Source organism: Salipiger sp., from assembly GCF_048261495.1.
In the GTDB taxonomy this organism is placed as follows: Bacteria; Pseudomonadota; Alphaproteobacteria; order Rhodobacterales; family Rhodobacteraceae; genus Salipiger.
Genome location: NZ_JBLXFX010000004.1, coordinates 163,664 through 183,344, shown reverse-complemented (window position 1 = coordinate 183,344; position 19,681 = coordinate 163,664). Strand labels below are relative to the sequence as shown.

The following is a 19,681-nucleotide window of genomic DNA, read 5'->3' as shown; positions in this document are numbered from 1 at the left end:
GCGCGCTCCCCCGGGATATTTCGGGCCAGAAGAGGCCGGGAGACTCGCGGGCTGTGCGGAAATTCGCACGAACCCGCGCGGGGGCTGTGCGGATTTTCGCACAGGAGCTGGTTCGGATGGGGGAATCTGTCGGGCTGATTGAGTGCAATGCGTTGATATTATTATCGTATTTCCGGGAGTGATGCTGGGTCATCACAATCAGTTGCGCGATTCGTCGCGGGATTGTCTTGTCTGCCACGGACGGGTTGCCCGCGAGGAGGGGGCCCGCCTTGGACAAGAGATCCGGGAGGATACCATGAAAAAGATTCTGATGACCGCGGTTGCCGCGGCTGCCCTGATGACGGCTGCGAACGGCGCGGCGGCTGCCTGTGACGATGGCGAGATCGTCGTCAAGTTCAGCCATGTCACCAACACCGACAAGCACCCCAAGGGCATTGCCGCCCAGCTCTTTGCCGACCGCGTCAACGAGGAGATGAACGGCAAGGCCTGCGTCGAGGTCTACCCGAACTCGACGCTTTACGACGATGACCAGGTTCTCGAGGCGATGCTGAACGGCGACGTGCAGATGGCCGCGCCGTCGCTGTCGAAGTTCGAGCAGTTCACCAAGGTCTTCCGCATCTTCGACCTGCCCTTCATGTTCAAGAACATCGAGGCGGTCGACACCTTCCAGAATTCCGAAACCGGGATGGCGATGAAGGAGAGCATGGTGCGCCGCGGCCTGCTGGGGCTCGGGTTCTGGCACAACGGCATGAAGCAGATGTCGGCCAACAAGCCGCTCCTGATGCCGGAGGATGCCAAGGGTCTGAAGTTCCGCGTCCAGCCCTCCGAAGTGCTGAAGGCGCAGTTCGAGGCGCTCGGCGCCTCGCCGCAGCCGATGGCCTTCTCCGAGGTCTACGGCGCGCTGCAGACCGGCGTCGTCGACGGCCAGGAGAACACCTGGTCCAACGTCTACGGCCAGAAGTTCTTCGAGGTGCAGGACGGCACCACCGAGACCAACCACGGCGCGCTCGACTACATGGTCGTGGTCGGCACCGACTGGTGGGAGAGCCTGCCCGAGGACGTGCGCAGCCAGATGGCGACCATCATGGACGAGGTCACCGCAGAGCGGAACGCGGCCGTGAACGAGGTGGATGCCGAGGCGCGCCAGTCGATCCTCGACGCCGGCGGCGTGATCCGCGAGCTTGACGAGACGCAGCGCCAGGCCTGGGTCGACGCGATGAAGCCCGTCTGGGAGCAGTTCACCGACGACGTCGGCCAGGAGAACATCGACGCCGCGCAGGCGATCAACGACGCGCAGGGCTGATCGGCCGCGCATCGTCACGGGGCCCGGTTCCGGGAAGCGGAAGCCGGGCCCTTTTTGCATATCCTGACGACGGACGGAGGCCGCGCCTCCGGGACCAATGGGGGACGGGATGTCTACGCATACACACGGCCAGACGCTTCTGGGCCGGTTCGTCAACGAGCTCGAAGAGACCGCGATCGCGCTGATCCTCGGGCTGATGACCATCATCACCTTCGTCAACGTGGTGCTGCGCTACGGGTTCAACACCGGCCTGATCTGGGGGCTGGAGGCGGTGACGATCCTTTTCGCCTGGCTGGTGCTGTTCGGCATAAGCTACGCGGTGAAGGTGACCGCGCATCTCGGGGTGGATGCGATCACCAGCGCGGTTCCGGCCCCGGCGCGCCGTGCCATGGCGCTGACCTCGGCCGCGATCTGCATCTTCTACGGCATCCTGCTGATGAAGGGCGCCTGGGATTACTGGGCGAATTTCGCCAACCTGCCGCAGACGACCGGGCGCTGGTTTCCCACCGGCTTCGAGACAATGAAGCCGACTTCCTACCGCAGCTGGTACGAGGTCGTCGACATCCGCATGCCGGAGTGGCTGCGCTTCATCGAGCCGATGATCAACGAGGGCGAGCACTATGAAAAGCTGCCCCGCTTCATTCCCTACTTCATTCTTCCCGTCGGCATGGCGCTGCTGCTGTTCCGCTTCTGCCAGGCCGGATGGCGCATCTGGACGGGCGCGCAGACCAGCCTGATCGTCAGCCACGAGGCCGAAGACGCCGTGGCCGATGTCGCCCACATGAACCGCGAGGACTGATTTCATGGAAGTCGCAATTCTCTTTGTCTGCGTCATCGGCCTGATGCTGATCGGCGTGCCGATCGCGGTGTCCCTGGGCCTGTCGTCGATCCTGTTCCTGCTGACCATGTCCGAGACCTCGCTGGCCTCGGTGGCGCAGAGCTTCTACCAGGCGATGGCGGGGCACTACACGCTGCTGGCGATCCCGTTCTTCATCCTGGCTTCGTCCTTCATGTCGACCGGCGGGGTGGCCAAGCGCATCATCCGCTTCTCGATCGCCTGCGTCGGACACCTGCGCGGCGGGCTCGCCATCTCGGGGGTCTTTGCCTGCATGCTGTTCGCGGCGCTGTCGGGATCGTCGCCCGCGACCGTGGTCGCCATCGGCTCCATCGTCATCGCGGCGATGCGCCAGGCCGGCTATACCAAGGAATTCGCCGCCGGGGTCATCGCCAACGCGGGTACGCTGGGCATCCTGATCCCGCCGTCCATCGTGATGGTGGTCTATGCCTCGGCCACCGACGTGTCGGTCGGGCGGATGTTCCTTGCCGGGGTCTTTCCGGGCATCCTCGCCGGCTGCATGCTGATGGCGACGATCTACGTCATGGCCGTGATCCGCAACATGCCCAAGGGCGAATGGCGCGGCTGGGGCGAGATCGTGGTGAGCTTCCGCGACGCCTTCTGGGGCCTCATGCTGATCGTCATCATCATGGTGGGGATCTACGGCATCCCGGGCATCACCGGGGCGATCTTCACCCCGACCGAAGCCGCCGCCGTGGCCGCCATCTATGCCTTCCTGATCGCCAGCTTCGTCTACCGCGACATGGGGCCGCTGGCCGGCAAGGACGGGGCGCCCAACCTGCCGCTGATCCGCAAGCCGATCGCGCTGGTCACCGCCTTCTTCCACAAGGACACCCGCGACACCCTGTTCGAGGCCGGCAAGCTGACCATCACGCTGATGTTCATCATCGCCAACGCCCTGATCCTGAAGCACGTGCTGACGGACGAGCAGATCCCGCAGAAGATCGCCGGGATGATGCTGGACGCCGGGTTCGGGCCGATCATGTTCCTGATCATCGTCAACGTGATCCTGCTGATCGGCGGGCAGTTCATGGAGCCGTCGGGCCTGATCGTGATCGTCGCGCCGCTGGTCTTCCCGATCGCGATCCAGCTCGGCATCGACCCGATCCACCTGGGCATCATCATGGTGGTCAACATGGAGATCGGGATGATCACTCCGCCGGTGGGCCTGAACCTCTTCGTGACCTCGGGCGTCGCCGGAATGCCGATGATGAACGTGGTGCGGGCGGCGCTGCCGTTCCTCGCCGTGCTCTTCGTCTTCCTGATCATCGTCACCTACGTGCCAATCATCTCGACCTGGCTGCCGACGTCGCTGATGGGGCCGGAGATCATCACCAACTGATCCGGGCGTCCCGGACCGCACCGACGGCGCCCCTCGCGGGGCGCCGTTTTTCGTGGGCAACCCGGGACCGCGCGCAACGAAAAACGGCTCCGGAGCCATCGCTCCGGAGCCGTGCGTGGGGAAGGGGCCGGCCGCCGGATCAGGCGGCGAGGTCGGCCGCCGTGGCCTGGCGGATCACGAGGCTGAGCCCGTCCTCGGTCATGGTCGCCGCGACGAAGCTCGAAGTGCCCTGCGCCAGACCGACCAGCCTGACCGCCAGTTCCTGGCTGATCTCGGTGCCGTCGGCCGCGGTGCCGCTCGCGGTCAGGATCACGTCGGTATAGCTGTTGTCGAAGGCCGTTTCGAGCCGGGTGAACACCAGCGAATGGTCCGAGGTCGGCCCGTCGAGCGTGGTCGCACCGGAGTCGCTCAGCGTGGTGAAATCGCTGCTCGAGAACCATGCGCCGAGGTCGCCGGAGGTCTCCGGATTGACCACGATGTCGATCACGGCGAGATCCTCGCGCGGGTCGAAGCCGGTGATCGTGGCGATCAGGTCGGGTTCGTCGCCCTCGTTCTCCTGGACATAGTTCAGGGTGGCGTCGATCTCGATCATGTCGCCGCCGGCGCCGCCGGTGATGTCGATGGCGGTGTCGTGAATGGCGACGTAGTTGGTCAGGCCGTCGGCGGTTGTGACGCTCTCCGGCTCGATCACGATGTCGGCGTTGATGTCGTCGTCGCCCGAGCCGCCGAAGACTTCGGAGCCGGTATCGTCGAGATTGATCGTGTCGTTGCCCGAGCCGCCCTCGATATGGCTGTAGCCGCCGACCGTGATGAGATCGTTTCCGGCCTGGCCGAGAATCGTCGGCAGCCCGTCATCGAGCGAGACCGAATCGTCGCCGTCGCCCATCTGGAAGATCGAGACGTCGTAGCCGATTTCGGATTCGATGGCGTCGAGACCGTCGGAATCGAGCAGGTCGCCCCCCGCGGAACCGCTCAGCAGCCCGGTGCCGTCCGACAGCTCGGAGACCGTGAGACCGTCGCCGACACTGGTGTCGGGCTGTTGGGGACCGACGATGGTGTCCTCGCCGCCGCCCGTATCCTCGCCGTCGGTGTCGTCGTCATCGTCGTCGTCGCTGTCATTGTTGAACAGAAAGAAAGAGCCGACTAGGCCGGCCATGAGCAGATAGAGCCAGGTCATATCCAATCCCCACAGGTATACACAGACCCGCATGGTAACCACGAAGTCGGGATTGCGGCAACTCTGTGGCACATCTGTTCACGGTCCCGGCACAATGGGGGACGATGCCCCGCATTGGCCCGGAACCGGAGAATTGTTTGCCTTAATGGTAAACGTCAGCCGGCGGCGTTCAGCGCCTCGATGATCGGCACGAAATCCGACGCCTTCAGGCTGGCACCGCCGACCAGCGCGCCGTCGACGTTGGAAACGGCAAAGATCTCCTCGGCGTTGGAGGCCTTGACCGATCCGCCGTAGAGCAGCCGGACCGAGCGGCCGACGCCCGAGCCGAAGCGCCGTTCGAGCCGGGCGCGGATGAAATCGTGGACCTCTCCGATCTGGTCGGTGGTCGGCACCTTGCCGGTGCCGATGGCCCAGATCGGTTCGTAGGCGACGACGAGGTTGTGACCCGTCGCACCGTCCGGAATCGAGCCCGCGAGCTGTCCGCCGATGATGTCGAGCGTGTTGTGGGCGTCGCGCTCCGTCAGGCTCTCGCCGACGCAGATCACCGCGACCATGTCGGCCTCCCACGCGGCCTTGGCCTTGAGCCGGACATCCTCGTTGCGCTCGCCGTGATCGGTGCGGCGTTCGGAATGGCCTAGGATCACGTGGCTCGCGCCCGCATCCTTGAGCATGGGGGCGGAGATGTCGCCGGTATGGGCGCCGGAGGCGGCGGCGTGGCAATCCTGGCCGCCGATGCTCACCCCGGTATCCTTTGCCGCGGCGGCGGCCGGGGCGACGAGCGTGGCGGGCGGACAGATCAGCACATCCGAGGCACCGCCCGCGGCCTTGCCCATCGCTTCGAGTTCCGACAGCGAGGCCGAAAGGCCGTTCATCTTCCAGTTTCCGGCGGCGAGCTTGCGTCGCATGTGATCTCCCTTGGTGCTTTGCGTTTCGGCCATAATCCGGCTGGCCGACGGAAGGTCAAGCAAAGCTTGCCGGGTTGCGGCCCGCGCGGGCGCGGACCCCGGCGGGGCAGGGGATCAGCCCTGGCGGGACCGTTCGGCCTCGAGTTCCTCGACATCCTTGAACTTGATCGACTCGCCGCAGCCGCAGGCGTCGCTCACGTTGGGATTGTTGAACCGGAAGCCGGATTCGAGCAACGAGGTCGCGTAGTCGATCTCGGTCCCGAACAGGAACATCTGCGCCATCGGGGCGATCAGCACCCGGGCGCCGTCCTGTTCGACGATCTCGTCGTTCTTTTCGGGCTCGTCCACGAAATCCATCGTGTATTCCATGCCCGCGCAGCCGCCCTTCTTGACGCCGATGCGCAGTCCGGCGCGGTTGTCCCGCTCCATCAACTTGCGGACCTGGACCACGGCCGAGGGGGTCATGGTCACAGCCTGTTTGCCGGGAATTCCGAACATGTCGCGTCTCCTGTCTGTGCCCTGAATCTAGGGTCGCTCATGGCGCGTGGCAAGCGGCCGCGCCGGGTTTCCGCCAACCGTGATGCCCGGCGCCACATCGCGCGTCACCACGGCGCCGGCGCCGACCACCGCGTCGTCGCCGATCGTCACGCCCGGAAGCAGCAGCGCGCCGCCGCCGATCCAGACGTTGCGCCCGATGCTGACCGGGCGGCCGTTTTCGAGACCCTGCGCGCGGATCGCCGGGTCCCGCGGGTGGTCCGCGGTCAGGATCTGCACCATGGGTCCGATCTGGGTTCCCGCGCCGATGCGGATGGGGCAGACGTCGAGCAGCACGCAGCCGTAGTTCAGGAACACGCCCTCGCCGAGGTGGATGTTCCAGCCGTAATCCACGTGGAGCGGTGCGCGGATCGCGCAGCGCGCGCCATGAGTGCCGAGCAGCGCATCGAGGATCGCGCCCCGGCTCTCCTCGCCGTAGATCGTCGCGTTGTAGTCGCGCATCAGCGCCTGTGCGCGCTTGCGCCCGGCCACCAGATCGGGGTCGCCGGGGTCGTAGAGATCGCCGGAGGACATGCGGTCGCGCGCGGTCACGGGATCACATGAAGCCCAGTTCCAGCCGCGCCTCGTCCGACATCATGTCCATGCCCCAGGGCGGATCGAACACCATGTCCACATCCACGTCCCGCACGCCCGGCACCGCCGCGACGCTGTCCTGCACCCAGCCCGGCATCTCGCCGGCGACGGGGCAGCCGGGCGCGGTGAGGGTCATCACCACCTTGACCGCGCTCTCGGGGTCGATGTCGATGGTGTAGATCAGGCCAAGATCATAGATGTTCACCGGAATTTCCGGATCGTAGACGGTACGGCACGCCTCCACGACCGCTTCGTAAAGCGGGTGGTCAGTGCTGGAGGGCGCGATCAGCGGGGCGCCTTCGAGCGGAGCGTTGTCCATGAGCTGTCCTTTGCAAGCTTTCCTGACCAAAGATATAGGAAATCTGCGGCACAGGGTAAAGGGCCGCCGGGCAGGCGCGGCTCAGCCCAGATAGGTTTCGACCCAGGCCTGCACGTCTGCCAGACGCCCGCGGGCGATGGGCACGACAGAGCCGTCGTCGAGCAGCAGGCCCCAGCGGCCTTCGCTGCGTTCGAGCCCGCGCGCCGCGCTGCGCGCCACCCACCACGAGCGATGCGGCTGGACGCCGTCCTGCGCATCGGTCTGCGCCACGATGTCGGACAGTCGCGCGCGGCGCACCATGTCGCTGTTGCGCAGGCGGATGTGCACGTGATGCTGGCGCGCCTCGATCACCTGCAGATCGCCGAGCGCGACGGGATCGCCGCTGATGTGCACCGTCCGGGGCGGCCCGGGCGCGACCGCCTCCGGTGCCGGCTCGGGCGGGGCGGGGGGCGCGGCAACCGCCCCGGCGGCGTCGATCTGTTCGACCCGCGGCAGGATGAAGCGCAGGTAGATGGTCTCGAATACCGCCACGGTGATGTAGACGAAAACGATTCGCGCATAAAGCAATGGGCGCAGGTCGTCATCGGAAACCCGTTCGAGCACGGTTTCCAGAGTCAGAAAGCCCGGCATCAGCGAAAACAGCGTGATGGCGGGCCACCAGATGCGCGGTTTCGGAAAGACGCTTCTGACGACCGCCAGAGAAACGAGCAGGGCGATCTGGTAAAGGAAATAGATGATGAATCCCAACGCCCAGGCTCCGGCATATACCGGAAACGGCAGGTGCGAGATGAGCGCGGTCGGATCGGCCGCAAGCACGATGATATAGACGAGCCCGAGGTATCGCCAGGTGATAGCCCGCTGGAACAGGGATACGAATTTGTCGACGCTCAGTTCGAGGGGTTCGAAGGTGCTGGTCAGCAGGTTGAGCGGCTGTCGAATGTCGAAGTGCAATTTACCGGTTCTTCAATTCGCCTGATTTCTGTTTTGTCGACGCTCGGGTCCGGAAAACGGAGCCGCAGCGGCGGGTGCGGTGAAATCGGGCGATCACATGTCGCGACCGGAAGGATCGGAGTCGGCGGCTTTTATCGGAGTTGCAGATTTCATTACGTATCGGCCGTATTTATGGTAAGTAGTAGCCCAGTCGGGCAATGCTTCGGTAACTTTCTATCGCAACGGCCATCTCTTGGGTACAGGGAACAATCGGTTTCGGGCAATTGTGCCGAAACCGCAACGAACCGGGCGCGCGGTTTTTGCGCGCAAACCGAACCTTTCCGCAGGCCTCGAGATCGACTTCCCGGGAGAGCGCGATTCAAAGGTTCGGCTATGGAATTCCATGGGTTCAAGGGGAATGATGAATGCCTTCCACGGATTCAATTTCGGAATGGGACGATCCGCTCGAGGAGCTGTGCGGCCTGGCCCTGATGATGCAGGGCGAAGAGGCCGCCTGCCGCCTGCTGCGGACGGCGGCGAAGCTGGCAGAACACGCGGCCTATGAAATCGCGCGGGCCGAGCAGGCCAAGGACGTGTCGCGCATCATCCTGATTGCCGCCGAGCTGGAGCGCATCGCCCAGGCGCGGGAGTAGACCGCCGCGCGCCCCGGTCGGATCGGGGGGCTTCGGCGGGGGGGAGATGCGGCGCGCCTGCCTTCATATAACTGAAATCGTTGATAAAATATTCAATCCCGGCGCCCGGGGGCGCGCGCCGGGCAGGAATTTTCGCTTTTGCGGGGATTTTGCCTCCGGAGCCGGGCAAAACCGCTTGACGGGGTCCGGTGTGCCGCCTAGAAGAGCCTCCACGTTCGGGGCGCGCCTTAGCCTCGGCGGCAGTGAGCGGTTGTAGCTCAGTTGGTTAGAGTACCGGCCTGTCACGCCGGGGGTCGCGGGTTCGAGCCCCGTCAACCGCGCCATCACTGCCTCCGATCAAGGTGCCCCGCCGGAAAAGCGCGGTTGTAGCTCAGTTGGTTAGAGTACCGGCCTGTCACGCCGGGGGTCGCGGGTTCGAGCCCCGTCAACCGCGCCACTTTCCCCCTCCTTCACAGTCCTCGTCCCGCCGTCAGGCGGCGAAGCGTTGCGGCAGGTGCCGTGCCAGGGGCGCCAGTGCCCCGCTGTGCAGCCAGGTGCCGCCCAACCGGTGAAGACGCGCCCCGGTGCCCAGCTTGAAATGGGTCAGCCCCGGCGCGTCGTCGGAATTCAAGATCCCGAGGTCGAGCATGTCATGCCCGTTGGCCGCGAGCCAGCGCATCGCCTCCCAGAGCAGCGCGTTCATGGCGTTGAGCCTGCGCCCCTCGGGCAGGGCGACACCGCATTGCCAGGTGGCCATGCGCCCGTGGCGCAGCACGGCGATGGCGGCCACGGGCGTCGTGCGGTCGCGGGCCTCCCAGATCAGCGCACGGGTCGGATTGGCCCTGGCATAGGCCACCAGAAACCCCGGCGGCAGCGCCCGGTAGCGCCGTTCGCCGGCCTGCCGTGCCTCGGCCTCGAGCAGCCAGTGGGTCGCGGTCAGCGGATGGCGCGTGATGCGCAGGCGCGTGTCTTGGGTCCGGTTCAGTCGATTGCGCCATTTCTGGCGCATCGCGGCGCGCATGGCGGGCTCCGGGCCGAGCGGCAGCATGGCCAGCGTTGCCGGGGTCATCAGCGGCCAAAACCCCGCCCGGCGCAGCGTCGGCGCGTCGAGCCCGTCGGCATTGAGGATCAGCGGCCCGGCATGATGCGCCCGCCACCGGTCGAGCCAGTCGCGCCGCGCCGCCTCGTCCGGCGAAACCGGCCCGCGCGACAGCAGGCCCACCCGGCCGAGGATCGGCAGGCGGCGGGTCTGGATCTGCCAGTGCAGCTTCGATCCCTTTTCGGCGCTGCGCAGGTCGAGCCCCAGCAGCGCACAGGTGCGGGCGTATTCCGGGGACTGCGGCAGGGGCAGGGCGAGCGATTCCATGATCGCGATTAAGGATTCGGAAAGTAAATCCGTGGTTAATTGCACGCCATGAACATGCTCGTGCCCCAGCGCCGTCCGAAGGCGCCCCGCTCCGTTGCCGTGGCCGCGCCACGCCCACGTCCGACCCTGGGGTCGGCGCTGCTGCTTGCCGGGGTGCTCTCGGCGCCCTTTGCATTGATCGCGGTGGTGCAGGCGCTGGTCTGAGCCGCGCCCGTCCGGTCCGCGCCTCCCGGTCCGTCAGTCGGCGAGCTTCACCAGCGCATGACGCTTGCGCCCGGCGCTCAGCTTGATCGGAGAGGACAGCGCCCCGGCGTCCAGCATCAGCCCGGCGTCGGTCAGCGGCGCATCGTCCAGTCGCGCGCCGTTCTCGGAGATCAGGCGCTTGGCTTCCTTGCCGCTTTTCGCCAACCCTGCCCGCACGATGACCTGCACGATCGAGATGCCGCCCGCGACCTCCTCCGCCGTCAGTTCCAGCGTCGGAAGATCGTCGCCCACGCCGCCCTTCTCGAAGACCTCGCGTGCCGTTGCCTCGGCCGCCGCCGCCGCATCCGCCCCGTGGCAGAGCGTCGTCACCGCGTTGGCCAGCGCGATCTTGGCATCGTTGATCTCGGACCCGGCGAGCGCGCCGAGACGGTTGCAGTCGTCCAGCGGCAGTTCGGTGTAGAGCTTCAGGAACCGTCCCACATCGGCATCGGTCGTGTTGCGCCAGAACTGCCAGAATTCGTAGGGGCTGCGCATGTCGGCATTGAGCCAGACCGCGCCATCCGCCGTCTTGCCCATCTTCTTGCCGTCCGAGGTCGTCAGCAGCGGCGAGGTGAGGCCATAGATCTGCTGATCCAGCACCCGGCGCGTCAGGTCGATGCCATTGACGATATTGCCCCACTGGTCCGACCCGCCCATCTGCAACAGGCAGCCGTAGCGCCGGTTCAGTTCGAGGAAGTCGTAGGCCTGGAGGATCATGTAGTTGAATTCGAGGAAGGACAGCGACTGCTCGCGGTCGAGGCGCGACTTCACGCTCTCGAAGGACAGCATCCGGTTGACCGAGAAATGCCGCCCGATGTCGCGCAGGAAATCGAGGTAGTTGAGCCCGTCCAGCCACTCGGCATTGTTGAGCATCAGCGCGGGCGTCGCGGCTTCGTAATCGAGGTACTTGGCAAAGACCTGCTTGATCCCGGCGATGTTGTCGTCGATCTGCGCGGGCGTCAGCAGGGGGCGTTCGTCGGCGCGGAAGCTCGGATCGCCCACCTTTGTCGTGCCGCCGCCCATCAGGGTGATCGGCTGGTGGCCGGTCTTCTGCAGCCAGCGCAGCATCATGATCTGGATGAGCGAGCCCACGTGCAGCGATTTCGCCGTGGCGTCGAAACCGATGTAGGCCGGGACCACGCCCTTGACCAGCGCCTCGTCGAGGCTCTGGTAATCGGTGCAGTCGGCCAGAAAGCCACGCTGCATCATGGTGGCCATGAAATCCGATTTGGGATGGTAGGTCATGGGGGATCGCTCCTATAGTCCGGCGCATCGTATAAGCGCGGGCAGGGCGAAGGTGAAGGGCAAGTTGAACGAAGGGCCGGTATGGGCGCTGGGGGCGATGTCGGGGACCTCGCTCGACGGGGTGGACGCGGCGCTGGTGCTGACCGACGGGGCACGGATCCTCGAGTTCGGAGAAAGCGCCTACAGGCCCTATTCGGATGCCGAACGCACGGTGCTGAAGGCGGCGCTCGGGCGCTGGCCGGGGCCGGGGCTCGAGGCGGCGCTGGCGGTGACGCAGGGCGTCCATGCCGAGGTGCTGTCGCAGTTTCCGCAGGCGCAGGTGGTGGGGTTCCACGGTCAGACGCTGGCGCATGAACCGCAGGGCCGGGGCACGCATCAGCTCGGCGACGGCGATGCGCTGGCCGAGGCGCTGGGGCGCGACGTGGTCTGGGATTTCCGCTCGGCCGACGTGGCGCTGGGGGGCGAGGGCGCGCCGCTGGCGCCGTTCTTCCACTTTGCCTGCGCGAAACGGATCGGTGCGACCGAGCCCCTGGCCTTTCTCAACCTCGGCGGTGTCGGCAACCTCACCTGGGTCGATCCGCGCCGCGCGGCGCCCGAGGAGGAGGGCGCGCTGCTGGCCTTCGACACCGGCCCCGCCAACGCGCCGCTCAACGACCTCGTGGCAGAGCGGCTCGGCCTCGAGTGCGACCGCGACGGCGCGCTAGCGGCGCGCGGCGAGGTCGTGGATGGCGCGCTGGAGCTGTTCCTGGAAGAGGGCTATTTCCGCAGAATGCCGCCCAAGTCCCTGGACCGGGACGATTTTTCCCTGATGATGGATCTCGTCCGCGAGCTGTCCGATGCCGATGCCGCCGCCACCATGACGGCCATGGCCGCCGCCGCCGTCATGCAGGGGATGGAGCATTGCCCGACCCCGCCGGCGCGGCTTCTGGTGACGGGGGGCGGGCGCAGGAACCCGGTGATGATGGCGATGCTGTCCGCCGGTCTCGACTGCCCCGTGGAGCCGGTCGAGGCGGTGGGCCTCGACGGAGACATGCTCGAAGCGCAGGCCTTTGCCTATCTCGCGGTGCGGGTGGCGCGGGGCTGGCCGACCTCGGCTCCGGGCACGACCGGGGTCGCGGCGCCGGTCGGCGGCGGGCGGATCTCGCGGATCTAGGGGCGCATCACTCCGCCGGTGCCGGCGGAGGCGCCTTGCGCGCGGCGCGCAGCGCTTCGAGACGGCGGCGGAAGCGCGGCGCCTCGAGCCGCGCGGTCACGTTCATGCAGAGCATCTCGGCCAGTCCGAGCCGCCCCTCGCCTTCGAGCTTCATCAGCAGCTTGCGCAGGTAGGGCGGGTAGTTCCGGCGGGCCCGGATCAGCGCGGCAAAGCTGCCGGTGTCGAGCCGGTCCTCGGCCGCAAGCTCGAGCAGCGGCGCGATCAGATCCATGTCGAGCAGATCGCCCTGCAGCGCCGCGCCCATGAACGGCAGGCGGAAGCGCGAGACGTTGCGCCGCTCGAACAGCGCGGAATGCATCGCGTCGAGCCGTTCGCGCGGATCGTAGAGCACGTAGGCCTGCTGCGCGGCGTCCAGCATGTCCGGCGCATAGCCGTAGCGGGAGGTGAAGTTCAGCCGGCGGCGGTCGATGAAACGCTCGTCCCATTCCGTGACGCGGGGGTCCAGCGTCGCCTGCGGTTGCAGCATCACCACCCGCGCGCCGGGCGAGGCGACGGAATAGGCGGCGGCGGCATAGCCGCAGGGGCCCGCGCCGAAAAAGATCACCCGTTCGAAATCGTCGAAGAAGCCGTCGTCCAGCAGCGCGTCGAAAAAGCCGTAGACCCGGCCGTCGCGGAACCACGTATCGCGCGAGGAGATCACCGACAGGTGCGACCAGCCCTTGCGCAGCACCATGTCCCAGCCGAGCGGCGTGGCGGTTTCCGACAGCGCCTCGATCCCCGGCAGGGTTTCGAAGGTGACCAGCAGCGTGTCGCCCTCCTCGACGAAGATCGCGTGGTGGCGCTTGCCCAGCGGTTCGGAAAAGCCGCGGGATTCGCCGATGTCCGACACGGCCTGAAGCCACTGGCCGCGCTTCAGCCCCGAAAGGTCGACCGATGAGAGATCCGCGTTCTGCATGTGCCCGTTTCCTCGATGCGCTTCGCGCCTTCGTTCGGGGAAACAATCGCCGGGGTTTGGGGCGGAATTGTGCTGAAAGCAGGGAAAGTTGGGGGAGGCGGCGGGCCTCAGTTCCCGGAATCCGCCTTCCCGAGGCGGGCGCGGGTGGCGTGGGCAACCAGCATCCGCGCCGCCCGCGGCGGCACCGGGCGCGATGGCGGGGTCATCAGCAGGCGTCCCATCAGTGCGCGGAAGGGCTCTTCGGCCATCAGGGTCTCAAAGCGTTCGCGGCGCCAGGCCACCGCCGCGTCATGCAGCCGGGCAAGGGTGGCATCCGCGCCGAATTCGGCCCGCCGCTCCGCGACGCGCGGGGCAAGCTTCAGGATCGACAGGTCCTGCACCGTGTCGAAATTCCGCTCCACCCAGTAGTCGAGCCCGAGCCGGTCGTCGGAATGCACGGCGCGGCCGCGGTCGGCCTTCAGCACGTAGCTTTCCATCGCGCCGAGCGGGTAGTGGTTCAACTGCACCAGCGCGTGGTTCGACTGCCCGAAATTGGAAAAGATCCGCCGGGTGCGGAACTGCGCGTCCAGTTCGCGCCCCTCGCCGTCGAACCAGCGGGCGTTGTCGATGCGGTCGGGATGCGGGTTGCGCGGCCGGTGAACCCCGAGATTCCGGTAGGTGCGGTCGTTGCGGTAGAGCGTCTTGAACATCGCCGCGCGCCAGGGCCAGTGCATCACCACGGGGGCCGCGCGGGTGAATTGCGCAGGGACCGGCACATCCTCGTAACCGACCACGCCGCCGTTGCCGAACAGCCGCCAGGTGAGCGGGATCGCCGTGGCCTCGGGCAGCGCGGCGATCAGCGCGGGCAGGGTGCGGTCGCCCGCATGGACGTTGACGAATTCGTCGATGTCGAGCGGCAGCAGCCAATCGGCCTCCTGCACCGCCTCGGCCTTGTCCGCCAGCTTCAGCGCCGAAAACTGGATGCCGCCCTGATCGTGGGGCCCGTCGTTGCGCAGATGCGTGACAGGCCCCGTCGCGGCCAGCCGGTCGAGGATCGCATCGGTGCCGTCGTCGCAATCGTTCGAGGCGGCCACCACATGGGTGACGCCGCAGGCAAGGTGATGCGCGATCCAGTCGAGAAGAAAGGCGCCCTCGTTGCGGACGCAAAGAACCGCGACGATCTTCAAGGGCTTACCAGCCTTTCCTGAAGCAGACCACCTTGGCCTCCGAGGCCTTGGGGAAATAGGTCAGACCGGCGCGCTGCATCGCGTCGAACACCGCCTGCACGCCGCTCTGCCCGATCCACTGGGGGTGCAGTTCGATCACAGCGCAGCGCAGGGACGACCAGTCGCCGGCGGGAAGAAGATCCGCCTCCGCGCCCTCGATGTCGCAGACCAGCACGTCGGGGGCGACTTCGGCCAGAACGTCGTCCAGCCGGTGCCGGGCGATCTTCACCGTCTCGATGATGCTGTCGGGATCGCTGTCCCGGTCCATGGAGGAGCCGAGGAAATTGGCGCGCACGTGGAAATCGACAGGATCGCCGCCGGTCGCGGTCAGCAGGGCGTTGCGGACCTCCACATTGGTGACTTCGTTGGCCTCGTGGACCGAGCGGATATAGGGGATCAGCGCCGGGTTCGCCTCGTAACTCACCACATGCGCCACCTTGCGGGAGACCGAGAGCAGCGTCGACATGTAGCCGATGCCCCCGCCCAGTTCGAGCACGCGGTCGCCTTCGTGCACCACGCGGGCCACGGCATCGCATTCCTTGCGCTCGTAGGTGCCCTGGCGCAGCGCGCCGCGCACCCGGCCGGTGGTGATCTGCGGGTGTTTCGGGATCTTCAGCCCGCGCGAGCGGATGAAGGGATCGCGCGGGGCGCTGCCGTCCATGGTCAACTCTCCAGATCGAGGGCGAGGGCATAGGCCACCCGCTCGGTTTCGGTGAGACGCAGGGTGAGGGCCTGCCGGTAAAGCTCTTCGAACTCGGGATTTTCGTGCAGTTCGTCCGCCTTGGCGCGGTGCCAGGCAAGGCCGGTGTCATGCCATCCGCGAAGCTCGGGATCGGCCAGCAGCCGGTCGTATTCCGCCCGCACCCGGGGGATGTTGCGCATGATGGTGATGTCCTTGAAATCGGACCAGTCCATTCGGATCCAGTAGTTCAGCCCGATGGAGCGGTCCACGTGCAGCGCGCGGCCCCGCTGACGCTTGATGAGAAAGCTTTCGGCGCTTCGCAGGGCGTAGTGGTTCAGTTGCAGCAGGTCGTAGCCGATGGATTTCTTCGATGACCGCCAGCCGTTCCTGAGCACCTCGGAGGTCATGTCCGCCCCGGAGCCGTTGACCCATTTCACTTTGCTTTCAGCATCTTCCGAAAGCTTGTTCGGCCGGTGGCACGAGATCTTCTCATAGGCGCCGATGTTGCGGAACATGGTCTTGAACCCCCAGACCGTATGCGGCTTGGGGCAGAATTTCGGGGCGCAGGTGTCGAATTGTTCGATCACGAAACGGTCGGACAATTCGGTGACGCCGTTGTGCCCGAACAGTCGCCAGGTCATCGCGACATTGGTGGCATCGGGCACGCAGTCGAAGAAATCCTGCAAGGTGCCGTTGCCGCAGCGCACGTTGATGAATTCGTCCACGTCGATATGGATGATCCAGTCGGCATTGCGGATCACCGGTTCGCTCAGCGCATTGTCGAGCGCGAACTGCTGGGGCGAATTGCCCTGCCAGTTGTCGTTGTTGCGGTGCTGCAGGATGCCCATCGCTTGCAGCCGGTCGAGGATCTCGCTGGTGCCGTCTTCGCAACCGTTTGTATAAATGAGGAAGTTGTCCACGCCCATGGCGCGGTGATAGGCCACCCATTCGACAATATAGGGGGCCTCGTTCTTCATGCATCCGACGATGACATTGCCGCTGCTGCCCGCCGGCAGCGTGCGCGGTGTCATCGGGGCATAGGCGGCGGCGAGTTGCTCTTCGTCGACGCGGCCGAGCGCGTTGTGCGGCGCGAAGGGCGAGCGTTGCAGCTTGGCAAAGTTCTGCTTGGCAAGCTCCGGCATCATGGCCTGCGCCGAGGGCGAAAGCTCGGGCAGGGCCCGGGCCGGGGGGGCTTTGGCGGCCGTCGCGCCGGGGGGCGGGGGAACGCCCCGGCGCGGCGCGGCACTCATCAGCGAGGCGAGGTCGGCGGCCTTCGCGGCCAGCTCCTCCTTGGTGGCGCGGGCGATGCGCCAGCGGAACGCCATGAGATACTGCGTGGCGCGAAACCCCAGCGTCGGGTCCGCCTCCTCCCAGTCGGGCGCGGGAGGATCGGGTTTCAGGTGATCGGGGTTCAGACCGGGATGAAGGCGGGCGAGCCCGGCAAGATCCCCGGCAAACCTGTCGGACAGGGCCGAGAGGCTGCCGGCCTGCATCGGCACACCCGACACCTTGATTTCACCGAGAAATTTCCGCCAGAGCTGGCGCGGCAGAATCGCCTGACGCTGCGCGAGCAGCCGCAGCAGCACGTCGTTCATCAGCCGGCAGCGGGTGAGCCAGGCGGCTGCGGGATCTTCGGGCGGACCGGCGGGATCGGCCTTGCCGATGCTCGGGGCGATGCCGAAACTCTCGCGCAGCTCCTCCGTCGCATCGGGCCCGTGGAGCCGCGCCATGTCGAGACTGCGCAGCGTCACCGACCCGGCGCCGAACACCGCCTCCCATTCCTCTGCCAAACGCTTGAAATCCAGCCAGAAACAGGCGCCTTGAACCTCTCCGAACTGTCCGGCCTGCGGGTCGCAGGCGGGCCGGGTGTCCAGCGCCGCGTCCCACCAGTCGAGCCGCTCCGCCAGCCCCAGTTCCAGCGCGGGCGAGCGGTTGCGCCCCTCCCAGAGCTGGGCGGCATAGCGGCGCAGGAACATTCGCGCCGGGTCGTCGAGATGCGCGACGATGCGGATGTCTTCGGAGAGGGGTGCCAGAAGATCCCGCAGCCGTGCAATCTCGCTGCGCGCGGTCAGGGCCGAGCCGAGCTGGTGGCAGGACAGGATCAGCGTTTCGGGCCGGGCAAGCGCCATCTCCTCGAGCAGCTTGCGGGCCACATCCTCGCGCAGGACCGCCTGCTTGTCCGGCGCGATGTAGCCCCGGTTGAAGCGCAGCACATCCACCGCGTCGGGATCGCTCACCGCCATGAACAGGCGGGTGTGGTTCCGGGCGCCGGGCGAACGGGCGAACAGAACCCCCTTGCCGCGCAACTGGTCGCGCCTGGCATCCAGCACCCGCTGCATCCGGTCCGAGGTCGGGCCGTCCGGGCCGATGTGCACGACAATCCTCATGCCGCACCCCGCGCGCGCAGGTGCCTGTTCTCGTTGGCCTTTCCCCACCAGGGCAGGGTCAGTTCCAGGTGTGCGGCGATCTGTCGTGGGGCCTCGGGCGCGGCGGTGTCATAGCGCAGGAACCGCGCATCCCCGGCAAAGATCGTGTCGAGGAAGTCATAGTGCCCGGCGATCCAGCGCGCCCGCTCGAGCCGGGTTTCGCCGTAGCCCGCGGGCAGGCCGGGCACGCCGCCCTGCGGCAGGCGCGCGCTGCCCAGATCGCTCCAGCGCAGCATGGAATGGGCCAGCGCCCCCGGTTCGCGCCAGGAGGCGACGAAGCGCACTTCGGGATGCTGGCGCCGGATCGCCTCTATCAGGCCGAAATCCGTTTGCGGCCAAAGGCATAGCGTCGCGTTCAATACACTGATCTCGCTCAGCGCGTCAAAGCCGGTCAGCCGCTCAAGCGGGTCGCCCGAGCCGAAATACCCGTCGTAGAGCTGGCGCGCGACATAGCTTCCCGCGATCTCCGGCGCGGGACACTCGGCGCCCCGGCGGATCTTGTGATCGGCCACCCGCAAACCGGCGCATTCCAGGGCGCGGGCCAGGGTGGTGGTGCCGGATTTCGGCAGCCCGAGGTTGACGACGCGCAGGCTCATGCCTCGATCCCCAGTTCGGCCATCATCTCCGCCTCGCCGGGCGGCAACGGGGGCAGGGCGCGCAGGTGGTCCCGCATCGCGGCATAGGACGGCTGGCTCAGAAGCGCGTCCAGCCGCGCGCGGTGACGCTCGACGCAGGTCCGGTGCAGATCGCCGAGCGGTCCCGCCTTCATCTCCGCCAGCAGCGCCTCGAGCGCGGGGAGATGGCGGCGGATCGACAGATCCTCCCATCCGCCGTCGTTGCGTTCCTTCCAGTAGGCATCGTCAAAGACCCGCCCCTCGCGGTTCACGTCGCCGCGGTCGTTCTTGACCAGGTAGCTGTCGAGCGAGCGCAGCGCGTAATGGTTCAGCGTCGCATGGTCGCGCGCCCCGGAGGCGGGAAACTTGCGGATGCGGCGCGGGTTGGCGGCGACGAGAAACTTGTGCGGCACCGCGCGCCCGGCTCCGTCCGTCCAGCGCGGCCGTTGTCCGCGCTCGAGCTTGTCACGAAAGAACGGCCGGTGCGCCCCGAAGTAATGCAGAGGAAAGTCCTTTCGGACCAGCGTCTTGACCTCGATCGCGCTTTCCGCGCACCAGAGGTCGGGATTGTGCGTCCGGCCGAATTGTCCGATCACCGGACGATCCTCGAACCGCTCGACACCGCCATTGGCGAAGAACTGGAAGCTGAGCGAAATCGCCTGCGGATCGCCGCAGGCCGCGATCAGCGCCGGGATCGTGTGATCGGCGACGTGGATGTTCAGGAACTCGTCCACATCCGCCACCCAGACCCAGTCGGCCGCGCGCACCACCTCCTGCCGGGCGGCATCCTTCAGCGCCTCCATCTGGTAGTTGCGGCCCTTGGCGGGATTGGGCAGATGCACCACGCCGTATGCCCCGAGCGCATCGAGCAGGGTGTCGGTGCCGTCGTCGCAATCGTTGGAATAGATCAGGAAATCGGTGACCCCGATCAGGCGGTTGAAGGCGATCCATTCCAACAGGAAGGGTCCCTCGTTCTTCACGCAGGTGATGGCGGTCACGCGCATTGCTGCGCCCCCGCGATGCCGTGTCCCATGAGCCTGCCCGCCCGCTGTCTGCCCGAAAGTTGCGCCTTTCGTGGCCTTGCTACCGGGAAAGCATCGCATCTCGGTTAACCTGCGTCAATTGCGCAGGCCGCTTGCAGCACCGGCTGTTGCCGCAGGGTGCCGCCCATGCGACCTATGCGCTATTGACGCCCCGGCG

General features: G+C 66.7%; 20 protein-coding genes and 2 tRNA genes. 8 read left to right on the top strand and 14 right to left on the bottom strand.

The window, feature by feature from the left end; genetic code table 11:
* Nucleotides 1-295: 295 nt before the first annotated feature.
* The 3 genes from ACN0RJ_RS10085 (at nt 296) to ACN0RJ_RS10075 (ending at nt 3,501) form a co-directional block, all read left to right on the top strand.
* Nucleotides 296-1,303, top strand: a complete 1,008-nt coding sequence (locus ACN0RJ_RS10085; protein WP_417724170.1) for a TRAP transporter substrate-binding protein — start codon at nt 296-298, stop codon at nt 1,301-1,303.
* Between the two features lie 109 nt (nt 1,304-1,412).
* A complete protein-coding gene (locus ACN0RJ_RS10080; RefSeq protein ID WP_417719061.1) occupies nt 1,413-2,102 on the top strand; it encodes a TRAP transporter small permease in 690 nt (229 codons plus the stop codon).
* A 4-nt stretch (nt 2,103-2,106) separates the two neighbouring features.
* Complete coding sequence (locus ACN0RJ_RS10075; protein WP_417719062.1) at nt 2,107-3,501, top strand: TRAP transporter large permease; 1,395 nt, start codon at nt 2,107-2,109, stop codon at nt 3,499-3,501.
* A gap of 139 nt (nt 3,502-3,640) precedes the next feature.
* On the opposite strand, the gene ACN0RJ_RS10070 is transcribed toward ACN0RJ_RS10075, so the two are convergent.
* The 6 genes from ACN0RJ_RS10070 to ACN0RJ_RS10045 all read right to left on the bottom strand — a co-directional run bounded on the left by ACN0RJ_RS10070 (nt 3,641) and on the right by ACN0RJ_RS10045 (nt 7,981).
* A complete protein-coding gene (locus tag ACN0RJ_RS10070) occupies nt 3,641-4,678 on the bottom strand; it encodes a hypothetical protein (protein ID WP_417719063.1) in 1,038 nt (345 codons plus the stop codon).
* Between the two features lie 155 nt (nt 4,679-4,833).
* Nucleotides 4,834-5,583, bottom strand: coding sequence for a triose-phosphate isomerase (tpiA, locus tag ACN0RJ_RS10065; RefSeq protein WP_417724169.1), 750 nt, complete (start codon nt 5,581-5,583; stop codon nt 4,834-4,836).
* Between the two features lie 114 nt (nt 5,584-5,697).
* Nucleotides 5,698-6,081, bottom strand: coding sequence for a HesB/IscA family protein (locus ACN0RJ_RS10060; protein WP_417719065.1), 384 nt, complete (start codon nt 6,079-6,081; stop codon nt 5,698-5,700).
* Nucleotides 6,082-6,108: 27 nt separating this feature from the next.
* The gene (locus ACN0RJ_RS10055; protein ID WP_417719224.1) at nt 6,109-6,651 is read right to left on the bottom strand and encodes a sugar O-acetyltransferase; all 543 of its coding nucleotides are present in this window, start codon (nt 6,649-6,651) and stop codon (nt 6,109-6,111) included.
* 22 nt (nt 6,652-6,673) lie between these two features.
* Nucleotides 6,674-7,030 carry an SUF system Fe-S cluster assembly protein gene (locus tag ACN0RJ_RS10050; protein WP_417719066.1) on the bottom strand — a complete coding sequence of 119 codons (357 nt, stop codon included), beginning with the start codon at nt 7,028-7,030 and terminating at the stop codon, nt 6,674-6,676.
* A gap of 81 nt (nt 7,031-7,111) precedes the next feature.
* Nucleotides 7,112-7,981, bottom strand: coding sequence for a LytTR family DNA-binding domain-containing protein (locus ACN0RJ_RS10045; RefSeq protein WP_417719067.1), 870 nt, complete (start codon nt 7,979-7,981; stop codon nt 7,112-7,114).
* A gap of 404 nt (nt 7,982-8,385) precedes the next feature.
* On the opposite strand from ACN0RJ_RS10045, the gene ACN0RJ_RS10040 reads away from it, so the two are divergent.
* From ACN0RJ_RS10040 to ACN0RJ_RS10030, 3 genes are all read left to right on the top strand, one after another.
* The gene (locus ACN0RJ_RS10040; protein ID WP_417719068.1) at nt 8,386-8,613 is read left to right on the top strand and encodes a DNA primase; all 228 of its coding nucleotides are present in this window, start codon (nt 8,386-8,388) and stop codon (nt 8,611-8,613) included.
* Nucleotides 8,614-8,859: 246 nt separating this feature from the next.
* Nucleotides 8,860-8,936, top strand: a tRNA-Asp gene (locus tag ACN0RJ_RS10035).
* Nucleotides 8,937-8,972: 36 nt separating this feature from the next.
* Nucleotides 8,973-9,049 (top strand) — tRNA-Asp (locus tag ACN0RJ_RS10030).
* Between the two features lie 33 nt (nt 9,050-9,082).
* Here ACN0RJ_RS10030 and ACN0RJ_RS10025 read toward each other — a convergent pair.
* Nucleotides 9,083-9,958 carry a GNAT family N-acetyltransferase gene (locus tag ACN0RJ_RS10025; protein ID WP_417724168.1) on the bottom strand — a complete coding sequence of 292 codons (876 nt, stop codon included), beginning with the start codon at nt 9,956-9,958 and terminating at the stop codon, nt 9,083-9,085.
* 48 nt (nt 9,959-10,006) lie between these two features.
* Here ACN0RJ_RS10025 and ACN0RJ_RS10020 point away from each other — a divergent pair, with 48 nt between their 5' ends.
* Nucleotides 10,007-10,162, top strand: coding sequence for a hypothetical protein (locus ACN0RJ_RS10020; protein ID WP_417719070.1), 156 nt, complete (start codon nt 10,007-10,009; stop codon nt 10,160-10,162).
* A 33-nt stretch (nt 10,163-10,195) separates the two neighbouring features.
* Here the strand turns inward: ACN0RJ_RS10020 and tyrS are convergent, their stop codons facing one another.
* Complete coding sequence (gene tyrS / locus ACN0RJ_RS10015) at nt 10,196-11,446, bottom strand: tyrosine--tRNA ligase (RefSeq protein WP_417724167.1); 1,251 nt, start codon at nt 11,444-11,446, stop codon at nt 10,196-10,198.
* A gap of 97 nt (nt 11,447-11,543) precedes the next feature.
* On the opposite strand from tyrS, the gene ACN0RJ_RS10010 reads away from it, so the two are divergent.
* Entirely contained in the window at nt 11,544-12,599 is a 1,056-nt protein-coding gene (locus tag ACN0RJ_RS10010; RefSeq protein WP_417724330.1) for an anhydro-N-acetylmuramic acid kinase, read from the top strand.
* 7 nt (nt 12,600-12,606) lie between these two features.
* Here the strand turns inward: ACN0RJ_RS10010 and ACN0RJ_RS10005 are convergent, their stop codons facing one another.
* From ACN0RJ_RS10005 to ACN0RJ_RS09980, 6 genes are all read right to left on the bottom strand, one after another.
* Nucleotides 12,607-13,554, bottom strand: coding sequence for a phosphoadenosine phosphosulfate reductase (locus ACN0RJ_RS10005; protein WP_417719072.1), 948 nt, complete (start codon nt 13,552-13,554; stop codon nt 12,607-12,609).
* 107 nt (nt 13,555-13,661) lie between these two features.
* Nucleotides 13,662-14,720, bottom strand: a complete 1,059-nt coding sequence (locus ACN0RJ_RS10000) for a glycosyltransferase family 2 protein (RefSeq protein ID WP_417724166.1) — start codon at nt 14,718-14,720, stop codon at nt 13,662-13,664.
* A gap of 4 nt (nt 14,721-14,724) precedes the next feature.
* Nucleotides 14,725-15,420 (bottom strand): FkbM family methyltransferase, encoded by a 696-nt coding sequence (locus ACN0RJ_RS09995; RefSeq protein WP_417724165.1) that lies wholly within the window; start codon nt 15,418-15,420, stop codon nt 14,725-14,727.
* A gap of 2 nt (nt 15,421-15,422) precedes the next feature.
* Nucleotides 15,423-17,828, bottom strand: coding sequence for a glycosyltransferase family 2 protein (locus tag ACN0RJ_RS09990; RefSeq protein WP_417724164.1), 2,406 nt, complete (start codon nt 17,826-17,828; stop codon nt 15,423-15,425).
* Entirely contained in the window at nt 17,825-18,463 is a 639-nt protein-coding gene (locus ACN0RJ_RS09985) for a hypothetical protein (protein ID WP_417724163.1), read from the bottom strand. Before ACN0RJ_RS09985 ends, ACN0RJ_RS09990 begins: the two co-directional genes overlap by 4 nt.
* Nucleotides 18,460-19,485, bottom strand: coding sequence for a glycosyltransferase family 2 protein (locus tag ACN0RJ_RS09980; protein ID WP_417724162.1), 1,026 nt, complete (start codon nt 19,483-19,485; stop codon nt 18,460-18,462). The genes ACN0RJ_RS09985 and ACN0RJ_RS09980 overlap by 4 nt, the downstream gene beginning before the upstream one ends.
* Nucleotides 19,486-19,681: the final 196 nt, after the last annotated feature.

Coding starts and splice junctions, on each gene's coding strand:
- ACN0RJ_RS10070 (WP_417719063.1), bottom strand. CDS start 4,678: ATGACCTGGCTCTATCTGCTCATGGCCGGCCTAGTCGGCTCTTTCTTT.
- ACN0RJ_RS10055 (WP_417719224.1), bottom strand. CDS start 6,651: ATGTCCTCCGGCGATCTCTACGACCCCGGCGACCCCGATCTGGTGGCC.
- ACN0RJ_RS09985 (WP_417724163.1), bottom strand. CDS start 18,463: ATGAGCCTGCGCGTCGTCAACCTCGGGCTGCCGAAATCCGGCACCACC.
- ACN0RJ_RS10005 (WP_417719072.1), bottom strand. CDS start 13,554: ATGCAGAACGCGGATCTCTCATCGGTCGACCTTTCGGGGCTGAAGCGC.
- ACN0RJ_RS10060 (WP_417719065.1), bottom strand. CDS start 6,081: ATGTTCGGAATTCCCGGCAAACAGGCTGTGACCATGACCCCCTCGGCC.
- ACN0RJ_RS10025 (WP_417724168.1), bottom strand. CDS start 9,958: ATGGAATCGCTCGCCCTGCCCCTGCCGCAGTCCCCGGAATACGCCCGC.
- ACN0RJ_RS10085 (WP_417724170.1), top strand. CDS start 296: ATGAAAAAGATTCTGATGACCGCGGTTGCCGCGGCTGCCCTGATGACG.
- ACN0RJ_RS09990 (WP_417724164.1), bottom strand. CDS start 17,828: ATGAGGATTGTCGTGCACATCGGCCCGGACGGCCCGACCTCGGACCGG.
- ACN0RJ_RS09995 (WP_417724165.1), bottom strand. CDS start 15,420: ATGGACGGCAGCGCCCCGCGCGATCCCTTCATCCGCTCGCGCGGGCTG.
- ACN0RJ_RS10075 (WP_417719062.1), top strand. CDS start 2,107: ATGGAAGTCGCAATTCTCTTTGTCTGCGTCATCGGCCTGATGCTGATC.
- ACN0RJ_RS10040 (WP_417719068.1), top strand. CDS start 8,386: ATGCCTTCCACGGATTCAATTTCGGAATGGGACGATCCGCTCGAGGAG.
- ACN0RJ_RS10050 (WP_417719066.1), bottom strand. CDS start 7,030: ATGGACAACGCTCCGCTCGAAGGCGCCCCGCTGATCGCGCCCTCCAGC.
- ACN0RJ_RS10010 (WP_417724330.1), top strand. CDS start 11,544: ATGTCGGGGACCTCGCTCGACGGGGTGGACGCGGCGCTGGTGCTGACC.
- tyrS (WP_417724167.1), bottom strand. CDS start 11,446: ATGACCTACCATCCCAAATCGGATTTCATGGCCACCATGATGCAGCGT.
- ACN0RJ_RS10020 (WP_417719070.1), top strand. CDS start 10,007: ATGAACATGCTCGTGCCCCAGCGCCGTCCGAAGGCGCCCCGCTCCGTT.
- tpiA (WP_417724169.1), bottom strand. CDS start 5,583: ATGCGACGCAAGCTCGCCGCCGGAAACTGGAAGATGAACGGCCTTTCG.
- ACN0RJ_RS10080 (WP_417719061.1), top strand. CDS start 1,413: ATGTCTACGCATACACACGGCCAGACGCTTCTGGGCCGGTTCGTCAAC.
- ACN0RJ_RS09980 (WP_417724162.1), bottom strand. CDS start 19,485: ATGCGCGTGACCGCCATCACCTGCGTGAAGAACGAGGGACCCTTCCTG.